Here is a 21780-nt window from a genome sequence, read left to right as displayed (position 1 = left end):
CAGGGGTTTTGTAACCAACAACCCGAGGAACCCCCATGACCCACCGCGTGGATACGCCCGAGCAGGCCATCGACTTCAACAACGAAAACGCCAACACCTCCGCCAACCCCACGTTCGACGCGGTGCTGGGCGCCCGCCTGTCGCGCCGTGGCCTGCTGCGCGGCGGCGTGGGCTCCGTCGGCACCACCGTGCTGGCCGGGTTCGGCGTGAGTGCCTGTGGCGGCAGCGACGACCCCGTGGTGACGCCTCCCCCCGCCGGCCCCAAGCTGCTGGGCTTCGGCGCCGTTCCCAAGAGCCTGGCCGACGTGGTGGCCGTGCCCGCGGGCTACACCGCCAGCGTGATCTTCGCGCTGGGCGACCCCATTGCCGCGGGCGTGTCCGCGTACAAGAACGACGGCACCGATGGCGACTTCGACAAGCGTGCTGGCGACCACCATGACGGCATGGAATGGTTCGGCCTGGGCGCCGACGGCAAGCGCAGCGACAACGCCACCGAGCGCGGCCTGCTGGCCATCAACCACGAAGCCACCACCGACGAGAAGCTGTCCTCGTACTTCCTGCACGCCAATGGCGGCACCACCACCTTGCCCCGCCCCCCGGCGGAAATCGACAAGGAAACGGCCATCCACGGCATCGCCGTGATCGAAGTGGCCAAGTCCGGTGGCAAGTGGGCCTACGCGCAGAACTCCGCGCTGAACTTCCGCCTCACGTCGCTCAGCCCCATCGAGATCTCGGGCCCGGCCCGCGGCAGCGCGCAGCTGTTCACCAAGTTCTCGCCCACCGGCACCACCACGCGCGGCACGCTGAACAATTGCGGCACGGGCAAGACGCCCTGGGGCACCTTCCTGACCGGTGAGGAAAACTGGTTCGGCTACTTCACGCGTGGCGCCGCCGACGATGCCGCGCGCGGCAACGACAAGAGCGTGACGGCCCTCAAGCGCTATGGCCGCAACCAGGGCGCCGCATCGCGCCACGGCTGGGAAAGCGGCGGCACCGACGACAAGTACCAGCGCTGGAACAACAGCAAGACCGGCACGTCGGTGGACGGCACGGACGACTACCGCAACGAGATGAACGGCATGGGCTACATCGTCGAGATCGACGCCTACGACAAGACCCGCATGGCCAAGAAGCGCACCGGCCTGGGCCGCTTCGCGCACGAGAGCGCGGCCTTCGGCAAGGTGGTGGCCGGCCAGCCGCTGTCCATCTACATGGGCGACGACTCGCGCGGCGAGTACATCTACAAGTTCGTGTCCACCGCCACGTGGAACCCGGCCGACGCCAACGCCAGCGACCGCCTGGCCATCGGCGACAAGTACCTGGACAGCGGCAAGCTGTACGCCGCCAAGTTCAACGCCGACGGCACCGGCGGCTGGGTGGAGCTGTCGCTCACCAACACCGCCATCAGCGGCTATGCCACGTACAAGTTCGCCGACGCGGCCGACATCGTCATCAACACCCGCCTGGCCGCCGACGCCGTGGGTGCCACGAAGATGGACCGCCCCGAGTGGAACGCCGTGAACCCCGCCAACGGCGAGGTGTACTTCACGCTGACCAACAACAGCGCCCGCAGCGCCAACCCTGGCAGCGGCCAGTACCTGCCCGACGCGGCCAACCCCCGCGCCTACACCGACATGAAGGGCCCGACCAAGCAGGAAGGCAACCCCAACGGCCACATGGTGCGCCTGAAGGAAGGTGCGTCCGTGTCGGCCTTCACCTGGGACGTGTACCTGTTCGGCGCGGAAGCCAGTGCCGACAAGACGCTGATCAACATCTCGGCCCTGACGGACGACCAGGACTTCTCCAGCCCCGATGGCCTGGCCTTCAGCAAGGCCACGGGCATCTGCTGGATCCAGACCGATGACGGCGCCTACACCGATGCGAGCAACTGCATGATGCTGGCGGCGGTGCCCGGCCAGGTGGGCGACGGCGGCAAGAAGACGCTGACCTACACCAAGGCGGATGGCAGCAAGTTCGACATCGTCTCGCCCGTGGGCAAGGCCGCCACGGCCGACACGCTCAAGCGCTTCCTGGTCGGCCCCAAGGGCTGCGAGATCACGGGCCTGGCCGAAACGCCGGACGGCAAGACGATCTTCGTGAACATCCAGCACCCGGGCGAGTCCACCGGCATGGCCAACCTGGGCGACCCCGCCAAGTTCCAGAGCCAGTGGCCCGCCAACGCCGGCTACGGCGCGGGCAAGCGCCCTCGCTCGGCCACCATCGTGATCACGAAGAACGACGGCGGCAACGTGGGCACCTGACGGGGCGGGGTGAGAGGGAATGGGCCTCTCACCTTCCTTGATGGATTGGTTGCTTGCAGGCCGGCCCAGGGGGGCCGGCCTTTTTGTTTTGGGGGCAGGGGCTCAGTAGTCCGAACCCGGGGGCGGCGGCGGGGCGGGGGGCGAGGGGCGTGCCGGCGTGGCGGCGGGTGTGCCGCCCGCGCCGGGCGTCGCGGTGTAACCCATCTGCCCGCTGCCGTCCTTGGTGCCCTTGCGCCCGGCGATCTGCCAGGCCGTGCGCTGGTGGATGAGGCTGGCCAGGAACTCCAGTTCCTCGTCGGTGTGGTTGATGGCGCCGGCCGGGGTGAGCAGGCGGCCATTGCGCGGCGCGCTCTCGACCCAGAACGACTGGTGGTATGACGCCTCGCTGACCAGGCTTTCGGTGCCCGCCGCCAGGTCCACCGTGCCGTAGCAATTGCAGAAGTAGCCCCGGTTGTCCTGATCGGCGAAGACCTCGGCGTACACCCCCGTGCCCCGGATGCCGGCGGTGGCGGTGGGCAGGATCACCTGGCGCTCCGCGCCCCGGCCCCACACGCTGGCCACGGCGCCGCTGACCAGGCGCAGTACCCTGACGGCGGTGGGCGTCTCGCCCTCCAGCGCCACGCGCGAGTTCTGGCGCACCAGGAAGGCGCCGTCGCCCACCGCAAAGACCACGGTGGCGCCGGGCCCGGTTTCAAGGCGGTCTCCCGCGGCGATGCTGTGCTGCGGGGTCAGCGCCTCGCCGTTGCGCAGCACCTGGCCGCGCAGCTCCACGATGTTGCTGCGCGACTGGGCGTGCGCGGCCACCCAGCCGCCCGTGGCCATCCACAGCGCTGCGGCCTGCAGCAGGCCGCGCCGCTGGTACCAGGCCAGCTCGTCCTCAGTGCGGCCCAGGAGCTGGTGCGGGTGGGGGCGGTGCGTCGTCATGGGGTGGCGCCTCGGAGGCTGGATGGGACGGGGGCTCGAAGCAGTCGCGGAAGGTGAAAACCACCGACGTGAAGAACATGGCCGCCATCACCATCGCGGCCCCCACCATGATGCCGCCCGCGGTCGATCCGGCCAGCCCCGCCGCGGCCAGCAGCGCGGACGCCAGCGTGACCACCACGCCCCCCAGCAGGAACACGCCCAGCCAGCCCAGCCCGTAGACCAGGAACGCGCCAAAGTTGCGCACGCAGGCCACGATGCTGAAGAACAGCGCCTTGACCGGCGGCACGCCGTGCCAGTGCACGAGCCCCGGGGCATGCCAGAACAGCAGCGACAGCGGCAGGTACAGCATCATGGACAGCCACATGGCGCCCTGGAAGGCGGGGTCTTCCGCCACTTCCTTGGTCAGGGCGGCGCCGCCCAGGTACACCCGCGCGAACTGGCCGCCGTCCAGCAGCGCCGACAGGCCCATCACCGCCAAGAAGCCCGCCGCATAGAGGGCGCCGAGCACCAGCATGTCGCGCAGCCGCTGCTGGCCGGTGCGAAACGCCACCAGCAGCACGGCGGGGGTGGGAAACCGCCCCTGCGTGGCTTCCGCCGAGGCCACCATCATGGCCAGCGTGGCCGAGGGCAGCAGCACCAGCGCGATGGCCGGGCCCACCAGCGGAATCAGCGTGGCCAGCGACATGGACGCCATGGTCATGAAGAACAGCGCCGCCAGCGCCATGGGTTGCCGCCAGAACGTCCGGATGCCGAGCTTGACCCAGGCCATGCCGGTGCGGGCGGGGACGATGTGGAGTTTCATGGATGCTTAGGAGGAGAAAAGAGGGTGGGGCCTGCGCCCGGGCACTGCTGGCAGCCGAGAGGCTTCCGCTGGCAGTGCAATGCATAGCTTGGAATTTACCCCAGCGGCCCATTCCGGCCGCGGTGCAAGGGATCCCCCCCTGCCGCGAAGGCCCGAACGCGGATTTTCCGCCGGGCCGGTCAAGAAAGGCGCTTCGCGTCTTCGTGCTCCGGTGATCCAGGGCGCTCCGCGCCCGCCCTGGCCCCTGCAACGGGGTCGGCCCCGGCGCGGAACATGCCGCACGGGCCGCGCCGCCGCGAGCGCGACATCCCCGTGGTGGGGGCGGGCGCCACGGGCGGCTCCAGGGGCTTCATCTCAGGCGTGCACGGGCTGCGCAATGCGGGCGCGCAGAACCCGCTCGAAGTGCGTGGGGTCGTGGGGCGTCAGCATCGAGGCTTCGCGAGGCAGGTGGAAGTCCCACAGGCGCGAGATCCAGAACCGCAGGGCGCCCGCGCGCAGCATGGCGGGCAGCAGTTCGCGCTCGGCCGCCGTGAGCGGGCGCACGGCCTGGTAGGCGTCGAGCATGCGGGTGGCGCGCCCGGCATCGTGCTGGCCCGTGGCGAGGTCGATGCACCAGTCGTTCAGGCACACGGCCAGGTCGAACAGCCAGGTGTCCACGCCCGCGAAGTAGAAGTCGAAGAAGCCGGTGAGCTCTTCGCCCTCGAACATCACGTTGTCGCGGAACAGGTCGGCGTGCACGGGGCCGCGCGGCAGGGCCGCGTAGGCGGCGCCGGCGGCCACATGGTTCTGGTAGGCCAGTTCGGAGCGCAGCAGGGCGGCCTGGGTTGCGCCGACGTGCGGCAACACCACCGGCACCGTTTCGTTCCACCAGGGCAGGCCGCGCAGGTTGGGCTGATGGCGGTCGAAGTCGCGGCCCGCCAGGTGCATGCGGGCCAGCATCGTGCCCACGGCGGCGCAATGCGCGGCCTGCGGCGCCAGCTGGCTCTTGCCGCGCAGCTTGTTCACCACGGCGGCGGGCTTGCCACACACGGTGTGCAGGATGTCGCCGTCCTGGTCGGCGCGCGGATCGGGCACGGGCACGCCACCGTGCGCCAGGTGCTTCATCAGGTACAGGTAGAACGGCAGCTGCGCGGCGGTGAGGCGCTCGAACAGCGTCAGCACGAACTCGCCCTGGTCGCTGGTGAGAAAGTAGTTGGTGTTCTCGATGCCACCCTCGATGCCGCGCAGCTCCACCAGCTCACCCAGTTGCAAACGGCGCAGCAGCTCGCGCGCCTCGGTGTTGGAGACTTCGGTAAAGACGGCCATCGCTCAGGGGGGTTACAAAGAAATGAAAAACTGACAGCAAAAGGGCAGGGCGTGCAGCGGCTTCATGGGGGCAGCGCGGTGGCGCTGCCCGGCGCCGCAGGGGCCTCAGAACTTCAGCACGTTCCAGACGCGCGGGGCGGTGGTGGTCTCCGCGCCGCTGTTGCTGCCCGCGCGGCTGCGGGCGCCGTCGGGCGACTGCACTTCATAGCCGGGCAGGTTGCCGGTCTTGGGCTGCACGGAAATGATCTGGGTCTGGCCGCCCACGCGCAGCTCATCCACGCGGTTGCCCGCGTCTTCGACATGGATGCGCTCGGTGCGCTGGTTGGAACGGCCTGCAGGTTGCTCCTGGTTTGAGAGCGCCTCGCGCGTGTCTGCCGTGCCCTGGGGGGCATTTGGGCTTGAACTCTGGGCCAGGGCGGTGCCGGAGGCAATGCCCAGCAGCAAAAGGAGGTGAAGAGCGCGCATGGGGCGATTGTAGGGCGCGGGCTGGGCGGGGCTTGGCCGTGCACAATTGCCGCATGAGCAACAAAAAGACCCTGGTGCTGGTGGACGGTTCCAGCTACCTCTACCGCGCCTTCCACGCCATGCCCGACCTGCGGGCCGTGCCGGGCGACCCGACCAGTGCCGCCACGGGCGCCATCCGGGGCATGATCAACATGATGCAGGCGCTGCGCAAGGAGGTGACGGCCGACTATGCCGTGTGCGTGTTCGACGCCTCGGGCCCCACCTTTCGCGATGCCCTTTACACCGAATACAAGGCCACGCGCTCGCCCATGCCAGACGACCTGCGCAGCCAGATCGAGCCCATCCACGAGGTGGTGGACCTGCTGGGCTGGAAGGTGGTGGCCGTGCCTGGCGTGGAGGCCGACGACGTGATCGCCACCTTGGCCAATGTGGCGGCCGCGCAGGGCATTGAAGTCATCGTGTCGAGCGGCGACAAAGATTTGAGCCAACTGGTCAACGAGCACATCACCATCATCGACACCATGAGCGGCAAGCGCCGCGATGTGGCGGGCGTGACGGCAGAGTTTGGCGTGCCGCCTGCGCTGATGGTGGACTACCAGGCGCTGGTGGGCGACACCGTGGACAACGTGCCCGGCGTTGCCAAGGTAGGGCCCAAGACCGCCGCCAAGTGGCTTGAAGAATATGGCTCGCTCGACAGCTTGATTGCCAACGCCGACGCCATCAAGGGCGTGGCGGGCAACAATCTGCGCGAGGCGATTGCCAGCGGTCAGCTGGCATTGAGCCGTCAGCTTGTCACCATGAAGACCGATTGCGCGCTGGCCGACTACATCCCCGGCCTGCCCGCGTTTGACGACATCACGCTGGACGCGCCAGACAACACCGGCCTGCTGCCGTTTTACGAACAATACGGCTTCAAGGGCCTGGCTGCCGCCATCAAAGGTGCAGCCGCCCCAGCGGCTACAGCCCCCACCGTCGCCATGCCCGGCCAAAGCGGCGACCTGTTTGCCGACCACTCCGCCAGCACCGTGGCCGAAGAAGCCCAGCACCGCACCGTGGTGTACGACACCATCCTCAACTGGGCCGACTTTGACCAGTGGCTGGAGCGACTGCACAAAGCCCCGCTCACGGCCATCGACACCGAAACAGACTCCCTCGACGAAATGCGCGCGCAAATCGTCGGCATCTCTTTCAGCGTGCAGCCCGGCGAAGCTGCCTACATCCCCCTGCGGCACGAAGGCCCCGACGCCCCCGCGCAGTTGCCGCTGGATGAAGTGCTCGCCCGCCTCAAGCCCTGGCTGGAGAACGCCAAGCACCACAAGCTGGGCCAGCACATCAAGTACGACCGCCATGTGTTCGCCAACCACGGCATCGAGGTGCAGGGCTACGCGCACGACACCATGCTGCAAAGCTACGTGCTCGAAGTGCACAAGCCCCACAACCTGACCAGCCTGGCCGAGCGCCACACCGGCCGCAAAGGCATCACGTATGAAGACCTGTGCGGCAAGGGCGCGCACCAGATCCCGTTTGCCCAGGTGCCCGTGGACAAGGCCGCCGCCTACTCGTGTGAAGACTCGGACCAGACCCTGGACGTGCACAACGCGCTGTGGCCGCTGCTGCAGGCGGACGACAAGCTGCGCTTCATCTACGAGCTGGAGATGCAGAGCAGCGAGGCGCTGTACCGCATCGAGCGCAACGGCGTGCTGATCGATGCGCCCACCCTGGCCACGCAGAGCCACGAGCTGGGCCAGCGCATCCTGCAGCTCGAAACCGAGGCGTACGAGATCGCAGGCCAGCCCTTCAACCTGAGCAGCCCCAAGCAACTGGGCGAAATCTTCTTCGACAAGCTGGGCATGCCCGTGGTCAAAAAGACCGCCACCGGCGCGCGCAGCACCGACGAAGAGGTGCTGGAAAAACTGGCCGAGGACTACCCCCTGCCCGCCAAGCTGCTGGAGCACCGATCCTTGAGCAAGCTCAAAGGCACCTACACCGACAAGCTGGCCCAGCTGGCGCTGCCGCGAACGGGCCGCGTGCACACCCACTACGCGCAGGCCGTGGCGGTGACGGGGCGCCTGTCGAGCAACGACCCCAACCTGCAGAACATCCCCATCCGCACCCCCGAAGGCCGCCGCGTGCGCGAGGCCTTCGTCGCTCCCGCAGGCCGCGTGATCGCCAGCGCCGACTACTCGCAGATCGAGCTGCGCATCATGGCGCACCTCAGCGGCGACCACTCGCTGCTGCACGCCTTCCACGCGGGCCTGGACGTGCACCGCGCCACGGCGGCCGAGGTGTTTGGCGTCGAGGTGGAGCAGGTCAGCAGCGAACAGCGCCGCTACGCCAAGGTCATCAACTTCGGCCTGATCTACGGCATGAGCGGCTTCGGCCTGGCCAAGAACTTAGGGATAGAAACCAAGGCCGCAGCGGCATATATCGACAAATACTTCCAGCGCTACCCCGGCGTGAAGCAGTACATGGACGACACCAAGGCCGCCGCCAAGTCCATGGGCTATGTCGAAACCGTGTTTGGCCGTCGCCTGTACCTGCCCGAGATCAACTCCCCCAACGGCCCCCGCCGCGCAGGGGCCGAGCGCGCTGCCATCAACGCCCCTATGCAAGGTACGGCGGCCGATCTGATCAAGCTGGCGATGGTGGCGGTTCAGAAGGAGCTGGACGCGCACAAGCCGGGCATCCAAATGATCATGCAGGTGCACGACGAACTGGTGTTCGAGCTGCCCGAGGGCGAGGTGGACTGGCTCAAGAGTCACATCCCGCGCCTGATGGCGGAGGTGGCTGCGCTGAAGGTGCCGCTGCTGGCCGAGGTGGGGGTGGGGGCGAATTGGGACAAGGCCCACTGAGGCCCAGGAGAGGACCGACGCGGGGAGGCAGAAATTTCGGTATTTTTGCCCGCCGGCGCTTATCCAGCAATCGCTGGCAGCTATCAAATTTTATGTCGTTGCCTGCGTCGCCGTCTCGCTGGAGAGACAAGCGGCTAGTTAGCTGCTCGCAAGACCCGTTTACGCCCTGGGTGAGAACACGAACAGCCGACCTTCGAAGTGAGGTGGTACTCCAAAGACAAGCCTCTCCAGGTTCGGAAGGTGCAGCCAGCATCAAGCCCGCATCGCTGGTGCGCCGTGTGACGGTGAATTGCCCGTGGGTAAGCCACACCAGAGTACGCATTGCGGCTGCCGGTTCTTCCTCAACCCGCGCCGTGCAACTGCTTCACCCGTGCCCTCAACGCGTCAGCCGCAGGTGACAGCACACGGTCGCGCCGCTGCAGCAGACCCAGGGTGCGCCACAAGTCGGGTGCGCTGAGGGGCACGCCGCAGACCTCGGCGTGAGCAGGCGGCAGTGCCAGCTGGGGCAGAACGGCCAGCCCCAGGCCACCCTCCACCAGGGCCAGCGCGCCCGCCACGTGATTGCATTCGTACCAAGCTACCGGTTTCTCGGGCAGGTCGGCCGTGGCCTGGTCCAGCAGCAGGCGGTTGGCGCTGTCGCGCGATACCGACACCAGCCGCATCCCGGCCAGTTCGGCCCAGGGCACTTCCTTGCGCTTGGCCCAGCGGTGGCTGCGCGGCATGGCCAGCATGTAGCGCTCTTTGGTCAGGGCTTCAAAGCGAACGGCAGACTCCTGACTTCCCGTGAAGCTGAGCCCGAAATCGGCCGCGCCGCTGAGCACGACGTCCAGGACCTGGCTTGCGCTTTCGTCCATGACATGCACCTGCACTTCAGGTTGCGCGACTGCAAAGCCGCGCAGCACACGGGGCAGGAGATGGCTGGCCACCGACGGGATGCAAGCAATCGTGACCCGCCCCCGGCGCAGGTGTACCTGGTCGCTCACGCGCTGCACGGCCGCATCCAGCCCGGCCAGCGCGGTGCGAGCCTCGTGCAGAAACTCCTGGCCGATGGCGGTCAGTTCCACGCTGCGGGTGGTGCGCTCCAGCAGTCGCACGCCCAGGGCCAGCTCCAGCCGCTCCACGCGCCGGCTCAAGGCGGGTGCCGACAGGCATAGCGCTTCGGCGGCAAGCCGGAAGCTCGCCTTCTCTGCAGTGGCCACGAATGCCTGCAGTTCACCCATATCGAATTTGATGCGTGCCATGCAACAGTCGCTCCTTAAATTGCAATTCACAGACCATTGTGCCCTGCCTAGACTTGCGCTCCTAGCAAGGCCGACCGTGCTTCGGCCGCTTCTGGAAACCACCCAAATGCAACGACGTTCAATGATCGCGGCGGCCACCCTGGCGGTCAGCCTTGCGCTGGCTTACACCACAGCCCAGGCTCAAGACTTCCCTCCCAAAAAGCCGGTCACCCTGGTCGTGGGCTTTGCCGCCGGCGGTTCGGCGGATATCGCTGCGCGGCTGATTGCCAAGAAGCTGGGCGAAAACATTGGCCAGAGCGTGGTGGTGGACAACAAGCCGGGCGCGGGCGGCAATCTGGCGCACACGCAGGTCGCCACCGGTCCATCGGATGGTTCGGTGCTGCTGTTTGGGTCGATCGGGCCGCTCACCATCGCGCCCCATTTCATGGCCGTGCGCTACGACCCGCTCAAGGATCTGTCGCCCATCACCATGGGCGTGAGCTTCCCCAATGTGCTGGTGGTGCCGGCCAGCACCGGCATCAAGACCCTGGGCGAATTTGTGGCCAAGGCCAAGCGTGAGCCTGGCAAGCTCGACTTTGCCTCGACCGGCCCTGGGTCTGCCTCCCACCTAGCGGGCGAGCTGCTTAACGATGTGGCCAGGATCGATACCGTGCATGTGCCCTACAAGGGCGGCGCCCCGGCGCTGCAGGATGTGCTGGGCGAGCGGGTCACGTCGTTTTATGCGGCCCCTCCAACGGCGCTGCCCCACATCGAATCGGGCAAGCTGGTGCCGCTGGCCACCACCGGGCTGACCCGCCCCGCCTACCTGCCCAATGTGCCCACGGTGGCCGAGACGTTCCCGGGCTTCAATGCCACCAACTGGTATGCGTTCGTGGCTTCGGCCAAAACGCCCAAGCCGTTGCTCGACCGCTGGAATGTCGAGCTGGTGAAGGTGCTCAACACCCCCGAGGTACGCGAAAACCTCCTCAAGCACGGCCAGACGGCTGCGCCCGGCACGCGGGAAGAACTGGGCAAGTTCATCGCGGCAGAGCACGGCAAGTGGGGCCGCATCGTGCGCGAGCGAAAGATCACTGCGGACTGAGGCGCAGCGCCCCGCATTCCAACAAGACATCAGGAGACAAGACATGCAATCCGTCCATTCGACGACTACCCGGCCTCCGCGGGCGCCGCGCCGACGATTCCTGAACGCCATGCTGGGCACCGCGCTGGCGGTGGGCCTGGGCATGGCGGGCGCCGTGCCGGCCAGCGTCCAGGCCGCAGAGATCCGCGTGGTCACATCGGGCGGCTTCTCGGCTGCGTACGACCAGTTGATCCCGCTGTACGAGCAGGCCACCGGCCACAAGGTGGTCACGGAGCGGGGTGCATCCATGGGCAACGCGCCCGATTCGATCCCGAGCCGTTTTGCCCGCAACGAGCAGTTCGATATCGTCATCCTGGCCTATTCGGGCCTGGAGGCACTCATTGCCCAGGGCAAGGTGCAGCAGGGCAGCCGCGTGGATCTCGCGCGTTCGATGATCGGCATGAGCGTGCGCAAGGGCACGCCCAAGCCCGACATCAGCACGGTCGATGCGCTCAAGAAGACGCTGCTCGATGCCAAATCCATCGCCTACTCGGCCAGCGCGAGCGGCGTCTATCTGTCGACCGAATTGTTCCCGCGTCTGGGTGTCGCGGAGCAGATCAAGGACAAGGCCACCAAGATATTCAGCGAACGCGTGGGCGCGGTGGTGCTGCGCGGCGATGCCGAGATCGGCTTTCAGCAGGTGAGTGAGCTGTTGCCGTTCAAGGAGCTGGAGTTTGTCGGCCCGTTGCCGGACGAAGTGCAGCAGCGCGTGTTTTTCTCGGCCGGGGTGGCGGCTGGGTCGGCCAATCCGGAAGCGGCCCGCCATCTGATCCGCTTCCTTTCGGCGTCGGCTGCAGCACCCATCATTCGCAGTACCGGCATGGAGCCCGCCAGCGCTCGCTGACGCGGCGACTCCCGGCACCGCCCAGGCACGCCCCCTGCGCCCGGGGCGCATGCCCCTTCCTGCGCGCACCTCAGACACGACAGGCACCGGCTTTGCACGGTGCGGCTGGCGGCTGCGCGCACATCACTACAACGACAAAAGAGTCCTATGACCCGCTTGATTCCTGTCCTCGTCGCCGCACTGAGTGCGCCGGCCTTCGCATTTGCCCAGCAGGGTGGCCCCACCGTGTATGGCATTGTCGACGCCAGCGTGCGGCACACCTCGGGCATGACCTCCGCCAACGCACCGGCCGCCGCGTCGGCCACCGGCCTGGCCAGCGGGGTCGACAACACCAGCCGCATCGGGTTCCGCAGCCGCGAGGACCTGGGCGATGGCATGTACGCGCTCTTCAACCTGGAGACGGGCCTGAACGTGGACACGGGCAGCACGGCCAACGTCACCAAGTTCTTTGATCGAGCCGCCATCGTTGGCGTCGGTGGTTCGTGGGGGCAGGTCACCCTTGGGCGCCAGACCAATCTGCTGGCCGATGCCGTCAGCCCGGTGGATGCCGTGGGTATGCGCTTTGCGGCCTTCAATCCCAGCATCGTCACTGCGGCCTTGAGCAACCATGGCCTCGGGATGGAGTACGGTGCCACCGGGTCTTCGAGCGGGTCGTACCGGCTGGACAACTCCTTCAAATACACCGGTTTCTTCGGTCCGGTCACGGCCCGGGCGATGTACAGCGTGGGTGAAAACGCCGGGTCCACCGCCGCCCAGCACTCGGCCGGTGCCGGCCTGGCGTACACGGCCGGGGGCTGGGTCATCTCGGGGGCGTTCCAGCGGTTCACCACGGCGGCAGACCTGCCGCTGCGTGCCGCCACGCTGGGCGCTGCCTACCAGTTCGGCAGCGTGCGCCTGGCGGTCAACACCGCGCGCAGCCATGCGCAGACGTCAGCAGCGGCCCGCACCGGGCAGCGCACCCATTCGGCCGGCGCTACCTGGTCGGCGACGAACACGATCGACCTCACAGCGGCGTGGTATCGCGTGGAGCGCGAGCGCACCGGGGCCAGGGAGGACGGGTACAGCCGGACCATGCTGTTTGCAGAATATAAATTCTCACGCCGCACCAAGCTCTACGCCGAGCTGGACCGTACCCGCTGGCGCGCGGGCTACCAGGGCGCGGCCGCCAAGAGCCGAGCCACTGGGATCAGCAGCGGCATCGCGCATACGTTCTGAGCCGCGCCGCGGTCCTCCGGTGCTGGCCACCGAGGCTGCCTGGTCGACCCCGCTCTGCGGTGCCCCCGGCATTGCCCTGCTGCATGAAAGAGTCTGGAAGCGGACGCCGGAAAGGGCATGGGGGGTAGCCATGCAGGCGCGCAGGGTCGCCGCTAAACTCGTGAGGCAACCCGTGGCCGCATGGCCGCCTCTCCCACATTTGCCTGGAGCCCCTGCATGCCCGATCCCACCCCCTACACCCCACCCGCCATCTGGCAATGGAACAAGGAAAACGGCGGCCGTTTCGCCAGCATCAACCGGCCCATTGCTGGTGCCACGCACGACAAGGAATTGCCCGTGGGGCGGCACCCGCTGCAGCTGTATTCGCTGGGCACGCCCAATGGCGTGAAGGTGACGGTGATGCTGGAAGAGCTGCTCGCGCTGGGCCACAGCGGCGCGGAGTACGACGCGTGGCTGATTCGCATCAACGAGGGGGAGCAGTTCGGTAGCGGGTTTGTTTCTGTGAACCCCAACTCCAAGATCCCTGCACTGCTGGACCGCACGGATCCGGCCCACCCAGTGCGCGTGTTTGAGTCCGGCGCCATCCTGATGTACCTGGCCGAGAAGTTCGGCAGCGCCTTCTTGCCAAAGGATGGCGCGGCGCGGGCCGAGTGCCTGTCGTGGCTGTTCTGGCAGATGGGCAGTGCGCCGTTTGTGGGCGGTGGGTTTGGGCATTTCTATGCCTATGCGCCGGTCAAGATCGAATATGCGATTGACCGCTATGCGATGGAGGCCAAGCGCCAGCTGGATGTGCTGAACCAGCGCCTGGCAGTGACCGAGTATGTGGCGGGGGATGAGTACACGGTGGCGGACATCGCGATCTGGCCCTGGTATGGCTTGCTGGTGAAAGGGCAGGCCTACAACGCAGGCGAGTTCTTGCAGGTGCACGAGTACACGCATGTGGTGCGCTGGGCCGAGCAAGTCGCCAAGCGCCCGGCGGTGCAGCGCGGGCGCAAGGTCAACCGCGTCAATGGCGACCCGGCCAGCCAGTTGCGCGAGCGGCATGACGCCAGCGACTTTGACACCAAGACGCAGGACAAGATCGAGGCGGCGGCAGCAGCTTCTTCACCCGCACGCTGAGTTTTTTTGCAAGGCGTCACCATGATCACTTTGTACGACTGCGCCACCGCGCCCAGCCCGCGCCGTGCGCGCATCCTGCTGGCAGAAAAGGGCGTTGCCCACGACACCGTGCAGGTGGACCTGCGCAATGGCGAGCAACTGGGCGAGGCCTACCGGCGCATCAACCCGCAGTGCACGGTGCCCGCGTTGCGCACCGAAGAGGGTTTGCTGCTGACCGACAACGCGGCGATCACCGCGTATCTCGAAGCGCGCTACCCGCAGCCTGCACTGCTGGGCGAGACGCCTGCAGAGAAGGCCGAGATCGCTAGCTGGAACTGGCGCATGGAGTTCGAGGGCCTGCAGGCCATTGCCGAGGCGCTGCGCAACAGCGCGCCCGCCATGGCCAACCGGGCGCTGCCGGGCGCGGTGGACTATCCGCAGATCCCGGCCCTGGCCGAGCGTGGGCTGGTGCGGGTGGGGCAGTTCTTTCAGCTGCTCAACGAGCGCCTGGCGGGGCGCGACTTCATGGCCACCGACCGCTTCAGCGTGGCCGACATCACGGCCGTGGTGGCGGTGGACTTTGCGCGCGTGGTCAAGCACAAGCCGGGCGAGCAGCACCCGCACCTGCTGCGCTGGCGCGCGGCCATGGCGGCGCGGCCGTCGATGTCGTTGTAGCTGTAGCTGAGAGAACCGTTACGGCCGCCAGCTAGCCGCCCGACCGGGCTGCCGCAGCCCGTTTCCGCAATGGGGAGATTCAAGGATTGCGTGCCCGGCGCGTTCCTTGCATCGTTGCACCATGCGCCTTCGCCACATAGAAGTTTTCAACGCCGTCATGCTCACCGGCAGTGTGAGCGCGGCGGCCCGCCTCATCAACGTCACCCAGCCCGCCGTGAGCCGCATCCTCGCCCACGCGGAGCTGCAGCTCGGTTTTCCGCTGTTCCACCGCCTCAAGGGCCGGCTGGTGCCCACCACCGAGGCGCAGACCCTCTACCCCCACATCGAGCGCCTGTTCACCCAGCTCGACGACGTGCAGCGCCTGGCCAACAGCTTGAAGAGCGACCGGCGCGAAGGCGAGCTGCACATCCTGAGCGTGCTGGCGCTGAGCTACGAAGTGCTGCCGCGCGCGCTGCGGTTCTTTCGCCAGGCGCACCCGGACGTGGTGATCACCATCGATGCGCTGCATTCGCCCCAGATCGTCTCGGCCCTGGTGCTGCAGGAAGCCGACGTGGGCTTCGTGTTCAGCGCCGTGGCGCACCCCTCGCTCACGCAGGAGCATCTGGCCGATGGGCGCATGCTCTGCGTGGCGCCCAAGGGCATGCTCGATGCGGCGCTGGTGCGCTCGGGCACCGTGCACCTGGCCGATCTGGCGGAGACGCCCGTGGTGCGCCTGGACGTGCGCGACCCCATCGGCACCGTGGTCAACCATGCGTGCCGCGAAGCGGGCGTGGGCCTGAAGACGGCGATCACCGTGCAGACCTACCACGCGGCGTTGGCGCTGGCGCACCACGGGCATGCGGTGGCGGTGGTGGATGCGTGCACCGCCGCATCGGCGGACCGCGGCAAGGTCGACGTGCTGGCGCTCGCGCCCCATATCGCCGTGCCCATCAAGTCGCTGCGCACCGTGAACCGGCCCAGCTCGCTGCTGGCCAGCGCCATGACGCGTTGCATGCGCCAGGCGGTGGCCGAGACCATGGAATCCGTGGGCCTGCCCGTGGCCGATTGAGCTGGCGGCGCGCTCCCGCAGCCCGCCGCGGCGGGCACGGGCAGCGCCGTACGCTCAGGCCGGCGCGAGCAGCTGCGCCACCTGGGCCGCGGTGCCGAACGCGAGGGTGAAACCCAGGGCGCCGTGCCCCGTGTTCAGCAGCAGGTTGGCGGGCGCACGGACATGGCGGCCCACCACGGGCACGCCGGTGGGCGTGGCCGGGCGCATGCCCGTCCAGGGGCGCAGCTCGCCAAAGTCGCTGCAGCGTGGAAAGACCGCGCTCGTGGCCTGGCACAGGCTGCGGATGCGCGCGGGAGGAATCTGCGCATCGTGCCCCACCAGTTCCGCCATGCCCGCCACGCGCAGGCGCTGGCCGATGCGCGCGAACACCACCTTGCGCGCCGCATCGGTCACGTTGACGCGTGGCGCGGCGCCCGCGTCGCCCGTGGCATCGAGCGTGATGCTGTAGCCCTTGAGCGGGTAGACCGGGAGGCGAACGCCCAGTGTCCGCGCCACGGCATGGCTGGCACTGCCCAAGGCCAGCACGAACTGCCGCGCCTCGATGGCCCCCTGGCTGGTGTGGACGGCCTGGATGTGCTGCCCCTCGCGCACGAAGTCCTCCACCCGGGCGCCGAGCACGAAGCGCACGCCGCGCGCAGCAAGCAGGTCCTGCAGGCCCTGGCAGACCTTGAGGCAATCGGCCGCGCATTCGCTGGGCGTGTGGATGGCGCCCGCGATGTGGCGCTCGTAATGGGCGAGGGCGGGTTCCAGCTCCACGCACCGCGCGGCGGACACGGCCTCCTGCGGGCGGCCCCAGGGGCGCTGCAGTTCCATCTGCCGGCGCGCGCCCGCGAGGCCCGCGGGCGTGTCGTACAGCACCAACTTGCCGGTGGTCGAAAAGTCGCAGTCGAGCTGCTCGGCCCGCAGCATGGCCTCGAACCGGTGGCGGCTCAGCGCGGCCAGATCGAGCAGTTGCCGGGTGCTCTGCTCCGACGTGCGCCGGTTGCAGGCGCGCAGGAACGCCACGCCCCAGCGCCACTGGTGGGGGTCCCACTGCGGGCGCAGCTTGAGCGGGGACTGGGGCGACAGCAGCAGCCGGGGCAGCTGGGCCCAGATGCCCGCGTCCGCGAGCGGCTGCACGTAGCTGTAGCTCAGCTGCGCACCGTTGCCGCCGCTGGCGCCGGCGCCGGGCTGGGCCTGGTCGACCACGGTCACCTGCATGCCGCGCTGGTGGAGTTCATACGCGGTGGCCAGGCCGACGATGCCTGCGCCGAGGACACATACCTGCATCTTGTGGGCTTTTGGGTGGATGGAAGCGCAATGTAGGGCGCGGGCCGGCGCCTGAACAATGCCAATGCGCGGGGCAGCCATGCCGGGAAGTTATGTGGATGCGCGCACGGGAAGGGGGCGCGCGGGTGCGGAAGTTGCGAGGGCCTCGTGGAAAGAGGCACGCGGATGGTGCGATGGCGTGCACCAGTCTGGCGGCATAACTTTTCGTCATGGCCTACCCGTGCAAATGAATTGTTCAAGGGCGGCGCAAATTCCTAAAGTGCCCCTGCGTCCGGATTTTCCGCATTCATTCCATGATTCACCTTCGTTCGCTTGCTCCCCCTCCATCCATCTGCTTTTGCACAAAGGGATTTCCATGAAGCTCTCTGCCCTCACCACCGCCGCCATCGTGGCCACCGGACTGCTGGCCAGCACCGCGGCCAGTGCCGACACCCTCAAGAAGGTTGCCGAGTCGGGCAAGATCACCGTGGCCTACCGCGAGTCGTCGGTGCCCTTCAGCTACCTGGCCGGCCCGGGCGCGCCGGTGGGCTTCGCGGTGGACATCACCAACGCGGTGGTCGACGCGGTGAAGAAGCGCGTGAACAACCCTGCGCTCAAGGTGGAGCTGCAGGCGGTCACCTCGCAGAACCGCATCCCGCTGCTGCAGAACGGCACCATCGACCTGGAATGCGGCTCCACCACCAACAACAGCACGCGCGGCAAGGACGTGCAGTTCGCCATCAACTACTTCTACACCGGCACGCGCCTGCTGACCAAGAAGTCGTCGGGCGTGAAGAACTACGCCGACCTGGCCAAGAAGAAGGTGGCGAGCACCTCCGGCACCACCAATGCGCAGGTGCTGCGCAAGTACAGCCGGGACAACAACCTCGATCTGGACATCGTGCTGGGCAAGGACCACGACGATGCCGTGCTGCTGGTGGACAGCGGCCGCGCCGAGGCGTTCGCCATGGACGACATCCTGCTCTTCGGCCTGATGGGCAATGTGCGCAATCCGGCCGATTGGGCGGTGGTGGGCGACTCGCTGCAGGTCGAGCCCTACGCCTGCATGCTGCGCAAGGACGACCCGCAGTTCCAGGCGCTCGTCAACGGCGTGATCGGCACCATGATGAAGTCCGGCGAATTCGAGAAGCTCTACACCAAGTGGTTCAGCTCGCCCGTGCCGCCACGCAACCAGAACCTCAACCTGCCCATGAGCACCGAGCTGCGCGAGAACCTGGTGGCGCAGAGCGACAAGCCGGCCCTTTGAGGCGCGAGCCGCAGAGAGCACATGCCAGTGTCCGCAAGCCACGGCCCGCTGCCGCAGGTGGTGGGAATCCTCGGGGGCATGGGCCCCGCCGCGGGGGCTGATTTCGTGCGCTTGTTCGTGCAGGCCTGTACCGAGCGCATGGGCGCGCTGGGCATTCCCGTGCACGACCAGGCCTATCCCGAGCACTGGCTGGCGCAGGTGCCGATCCCGGACCGCACGGCGGCGCTGAGCGACACCCGTGCGGGCGCGCACCAGCCGGCCGAGCCCATGCTGCAGGCCACGGGGCGGCTCGCGGCGCTGGGGGCCCGCGTGGTGGCCATTGCCTGCAACACGGCCCATGCCTGGCATGGCCTGCTGCAGCAGCGGTTCCCGCAGATGGTGGTGCTGCACGGCATGCAGGAGGTGGTGGGCGGCCTGGCCGCCGCCGGGGTGCAGGGCGTGGGCCTGCTGGCCACCCGGGGCGCCTACGACGCGGGCCTGTACCAGCGCGAGCTGGCGTACAGCCGCATCGAGTGCTTCGTGCCCACGCTCGCGGAGCAGGACGCGCTGATGCAGGGCATCTACGGCGGCGTGAAGGCCGGCGACTATGCCCTGGCGCGGGACCGGTTCGAGTCCGTCTCGCGGGCGCTGCAGCGGCGCCACGGCGTGTCCACGCTCATCATGGGCTGCACCGAGATCCCGCTGGCGCTGAGCGAAAGCCCGCGCCTGGACGGGGTGGCGTTGGTGAACCCCTCGCTGGTGCTGGCCAGCGCATTGGCTCGGCATGCGTACCGCGACGCGACCCTGCCACCCGCCCGGCCTGCGGCCCACCCGGCCTGAATCCCGGGGATGGCCTGGTTCAGCACGCACACCGCGTGTACGACAAATGCTTCACCGCGCCCATTGCACCCAGGGTTGGTGAAACCGGGCATGCGGATGCCTCACCTGCTGCTGGTGGATTCGCTCACGTACCCGCCGGACTTCATGCCGCGGTGAGCGTGGAGGGCGGCGGGGAGAACACCTCGAACCGGTTGCGTCCGCCATGCTTGGCGCGGTACAGCGCGGCATCGGCCGCCTGCACCAGGGTGTCCGATCCGGTATCGGGGCGGGGCACCAGGCTGGCCACGCCGATGCTCAGGGTGAGCATGGGGGCCGTGGGCGAACGCGGGTGGGGCAGGGCGGCCTCGCGCAGTCCGTCCATGCAGCGCTGGGCCACGGTCACGGCATCGGGCAGCAGGGTGTCGGGCAGCAGCAGCACGAACTCTTCACCGCCGTAGCGGGCGGCCACCTCGTCCGCGCGGCGGATGGTGGCCTGCAGCAGTTGCGCCACGTGGCGCAGGCAGGCGTCGCCGGCGATGTGGCCGTAGTGGTCGTTGTAGAGCTTGAAGTGGTCGATGTCGATCAGCACCACCGCCAGCGGCGCCTGGTGGCGGCCGCAGCGCAGCCATTCGGTGGCCAGCCGCTCGTCGAAGCGGCGCCGGTTGCCGATGCCCGTCACGCCATCGGTGGTGGAGAGCAGGGCCAGCTTCTCGTTGGCGGCCGCCAGTTCCTGCTCCTTGCGCACGAGCAGCGTCACGTCGGTGCGCACGCCGGCGATGCCGCCCTGCGGGGTGCGCCGCTCGTCGGCCTGCAGCCACCGGCCGTGGGGCAGGCGCTGCAGAACGGCCTGGCTGGCGGAGCGGTGGTCGGCCACGCGCTGCGCGATCCAGTCTTCCTCGTTGCCCACCGCGTCGAGGTATTGGCCACGCTCGACACCGTAGCGCGCGATCTGCTCGAAGGTGCTGCCGGGCACGATCATGGGCGCGGAAATGGGGTACAGCTTGCGGTACTGGGCGTTGCACACCACGAGCCTGTCGTCGGCATCGAAGAGGGCAAAGCCCTCGGGCAGCGATTCCACGGCGTCCTGCAGCAGCTCGCGGGCCTTGTGCGCGGCCTCCTGCGCGGCCTCCAGCGCCTGGCGCTGCTCGATCAGGTCGGTGATGTCCAGGCGCACCGCCACCACGTAGTTCTCGGGCGTGCGGGTCTCGTAGATGTTGATCCAGCGCCCGTCGGCCAGCCGCTGCACCAGGGTGGAGGTGCGGCTGCCATGCTCGGACAGGCGCTCGGCGATCCAGGCCTCCTCGCGGCCGTGGGCGGACGGAATCAGTCCCCGGTCCACCGAATGCCGCAGGATGTCGGCAAAGCTCCTGCCCAGGTGCTCCGCGTAGTTCATGTGCGGGTACATGCGCGACAGCTGCTGGTTGTAGAGCACCAGCCGGTCCTGCTCGTCGAAGATCTCGATGCTCACGGGCAGCGCCTCGACGGCGCGCTCGAGCAGCTGGCGGGTGTGCTGGCTTTCCTGGCGGGCCGCCTCGGCCGCCTGCCGCTGTTCGATGAGGTCGGTGATGTCCAGGCGCACGCACACCGTCATGCCCGACGGCGTGCGGCTTTCGTGCATGTGGATCCACGCGCCGCCCCCTTCATGGCGCACCTCGGGGCCTGGGCGGTGGCCCCGCAGCGCCATCTCGTGCGCCAGCCACAGCTCTTCCTGGCCCTGCGCCGCTTCGGGGATGCCCTGGCGAAGGCCCTCGCGCAGCAGTTCCTCATACGTCTTGCCCAGGGAGGTCTCCGAGCGCAGGTGGGGCCGCAGGCGCTCCATGTGGCTGTTGCACAGCACCAGGCGGTCGGTCTCGTCGTAGATTTCGAGTCCCGCCGGCATGGCGTCGACCGCCTCGCGCAGGCTGCGCTCGGCGCGCTCGGCGTCGTGCAGGGCCCGCTTGAGCGCGCGCTCGCTGTGCACGGCCTCGGTGATGTCGGTGCGCAGCACCACCACGCCCCCGCCGTCCAGGCCACGTTCCGTGATCCGCAGCCAGCGGTCGCCCTGCATCTCCTGCACCTCGGGGCCCGCCGGAGAGCGGTGGCGCGCCATGCGCTCGCGCAGCCAGGCCTCGGTGTCGGGCAGGGCGGCGGTGATCCTGCCCGATTGCGCGGCACGGCGCAGCACGTCCTCGAAGCGGGTGCCGTACTCCAGCGGCATCACGGAGTCCGCGGCCACCTGGCGGTACTGCGCGTTGCACAGCACGAGCCGGTCTTCGGCGTCGTAGATCGCGAGCCCGTCGGGCAGGATGTCGAGGGTGGCGGACAGCTGCATGCTGGCGCGCCCGGCCGCCTGGCGCAATGCGGCGGCGTCGCGGCGCAGGCGCCGGGCCCGCAGCGCCAGCCGACCGTGCAGCAGGGCCAGCGCCGCCAGCGCCACGCCCGCGGCGGCCAGCATGGCGCGCGCGGTGCCGTTGCCGGCATCCTGGCCCGCCAGGGCCCAGCCCAGCAGCGCCAGCCCGCCCACGCCGCAGAGCCCCGCCACCGGCAGCGCCAGCGGGTCTTCGCGGGGTGGGGGCGGGCTCATCGTGCAGGGTTTCCCAAGGTGGCGGTCACGGGTCTCTCTGGTGAAGGGATCGAC

At 68.4% G+C, this 21780-nt stretch carries 17 protein-coding genes; 10 read left to right on the top strand and 7 right to left on the bottom strand.

The annotated features are described in order from the left end of the window. Positions 1–35 precede the first annotated feature (35 nt). Positions 36–2261 carry a PhoX family protein gene (locus tag AC1RVY_RS17770; protein ID WP_492807478.1) on the top strand — a complete coding sequence of 742 codons (2226 nt, stop codon included), beginning with the start codon at positions 36–38 and terminating at the stop codon, positions 2259–2261. 102 nt (positions 2262–2363) lie between these two features. On the opposite strand, the gene AC1RVY_RS17765 is transcribed toward AC1RVY_RS17770, so the two are convergent. From AC1RVY_RS17765 to AC1RVY_RS17750, 4 genes are all read right to left on the bottom strand, one after another. Continuing rightward, positions 2364–3185 (bottom strand): FecR family protein, encoded by an 822-nt coding sequence (locus AC1RVY_RS17765; protein WP_492807476.1) that lies wholly within the window; start codon positions 3183–3185, stop codon positions 2364–2366. Further along, positions 3139–3987 (bottom strand): BPSS1780 family membrane protein, encoded by an 849-nt coding sequence (locus tag AC1RVY_RS17760; protein ID WP_218295679.1) that lies wholly within the window; start codon positions 3985–3987, stop codon positions 3139–3141. Before AC1RVY_RS17760 ends, AC1RVY_RS17765 begins: the two co-directional genes overlap by 47 nt. Before the next feature lie 354 nt (positions 3988–4341). Beyond that, positions 4342–5292 (bottom strand): homoserine kinase, encoded by a 951-nt coding sequence (locus AC1RVY_RS17755; protein ID WP_218340043.1) that lies wholly within the window; start codon positions 5290–5292, stop codon positions 4342–4344. A gap of 105 nt (positions 5293–5397) precedes the next feature. Further along, positions 5398–5757: a hypothetical protein gene (locus AC1RVY_RS17750; RefSeq protein ID WP_492245864.1), complete on the bottom strand. Its 360-nt coding sequence runs from the start codon at positions 5755–5757 to the stop codon at positions 5398–5400. A gap of 53 nt (positions 5758–5810) precedes the next feature. Between AC1RVY_RS17750 and polA the strand changes: the two genes are divergently transcribed. Continuing rightward, positions 5811–8609, top strand: coding sequence for a DNA polymerase I (polA, locus tag AC1RVY_RS17745; protein ID WP_492807473.1), 2799 nt, complete (start codon positions 5811–5813; stop codon positions 8607–8609). A gap of 341 nt (positions 8610–8950) precedes the next feature. Here the strand turns inward: polA and AC1RVY_RS17740 are convergent, their stop codons facing one another. Further along, complete coding sequence (locus tag AC1RVY_RS17740; RefSeq protein WP_492807472.1) at positions 8951–9850, bottom strand: LysR family transcriptional regulator; 900 nt, start codon at positions 9848–9850, stop codon at positions 8951–8953. Positions 9851–9956: 106 nt separating this feature from the next. Here AC1RVY_RS17740 and AC1RVY_RS17735 point away from each other — a divergent pair, with 106 nt between their 5' ends. The 6 genes from AC1RVY_RS17735 to AC1RVY_RS17710 all read left to right on the top strand — a co-directional run bounded on the left by AC1RVY_RS17735 (position 9957) and on the right by AC1RVY_RS17710 (position 15850). Next, on the top strand, positions 9957–10931 hold the full coding sequence (locus AC1RVY_RS17735) for a Bug family tripartite tricarboxylate transporter substrate binding protein (protein WP_492807470.1): 975 nt from the start codon (positions 9957–9959) through the stop codon (positions 10929–10931). A gap of 43 nt (positions 10932–10974) precedes the next feature. Then, on the top strand, positions 10975–11814 hold the full coding sequence (locus AC1RVY_RS17730; RefSeq protein ID WP_492807468.1) for a substrate-binding domain-containing protein: 840 nt from the start codon (positions 10975–10977) through the stop codon (positions 11812–11814). A 147-nt stretch (positions 11815–11961) separates the two neighbouring features. Next, on the top strand, positions 11962–13029 hold the full coding sequence (locus AC1RVY_RS17725) for a porin (RefSeq protein WP_492807466.1): 1068 nt from the start codon (positions 11962–11964) through the stop codon (positions 13027–13029). A 216-nt stretch (positions 13030–13245) separates the two neighbouring features. Continuing rightward, positions 13246–14148: a glutathione-dependent disulfide-bond oxidoreductase gene (yghU, locus tag AC1RVY_RS17720; protein ID WP_492807464.1), complete on the top strand. Its 903-nt coding sequence runs from the start codon at positions 13246–13248 to the stop codon at positions 14146–14148. Between the two features lie 21 nt (positions 14149–14169). Further along, positions 14170–14802 (top strand): glutathione S-transferase family protein, encoded by a 633-nt coding sequence (locus tag AC1RVY_RS17715; RefSeq protein ID WP_492807462.1) that lies wholly within the window; start codon positions 14170–14172, stop codon positions 14800–14802. Between the two features lie 121 nt (positions 14803–14923). After that, the gene (locus AC1RVY_RS17710; RefSeq protein WP_218295669.1) at positions 14924–15850 is read left to right on the top strand and encodes a LysR family transcriptional regulator; all 927 of its coding nucleotides are present in this window, start codon (positions 14924–14926) and stop codon (positions 15848–15850) included. 54 nt (positions 15851–15904) lie between these two features. On the opposite strand, the gene AC1RVY_RS17705 is transcribed toward AC1RVY_RS17710, so the two are convergent. Continuing rightward, complete coding sequence (locus tag AC1RVY_RS17705) at positions 15905–17119, bottom strand: D-amino acid dehydrogenase (protein WP_492807460.1); 1215 nt, start codon at positions 17117–17119, stop codon at positions 15905–15907. Positions 17120–17474: 355 nt separating this feature from the next. Between AC1RVY_RS17705 and AC1RVY_RS17700 the strand changes: the two genes are divergently transcribed. Together AC1RVY_RS17700 and AC1RVY_RS17695 are read left to right on the top strand one after the other, a co-directional pair. Beyond that, complete coding sequence (locus AC1RVY_RS17700; protein WP_492807458.1) at positions 17475–18365, top strand: transporter substrate-binding domain-containing protein; 891 nt, start codon at positions 17475–17477, stop codon at positions 18363–18365. A 21-nt stretch (positions 18366–18386) separates the two neighbouring features. After that, complete coding sequence (locus AC1RVY_RS17695) at positions 18387–19184, top strand: aspartate/glutamate racemase family protein (protein ID WP_370627790.1); 798 nt, start codon at positions 18387–18389, stop codon at positions 19182–19184. A gap of 142 nt (positions 19185–19326) precedes the next feature. On the opposite strand, the gene AC1RVY_RS17690 is transcribed toward AC1RVY_RS17695, so the two are convergent. Continuing rightward, a complete protein-coding gene (locus AC1RVY_RS17690) occupies positions 19327–21726 on the bottom strand; it encodes a sensor domain-containing diguanylate cyclase (protein ID WP_492807456.1) in 2400 nt (799 codons plus the stop codon). Between the last annotated feature and the right edge of the window lie 54 nt (positions 21727–21780).

This window comes from Acidovorax sp. GW821-FHT11A03 (assembly GCF_058809075.1).
The sequence above is the reverse complement of the archived record's forward strand: the minus strand, read 5'-3'. Positions and strand labels throughout refer to the sequence as shown.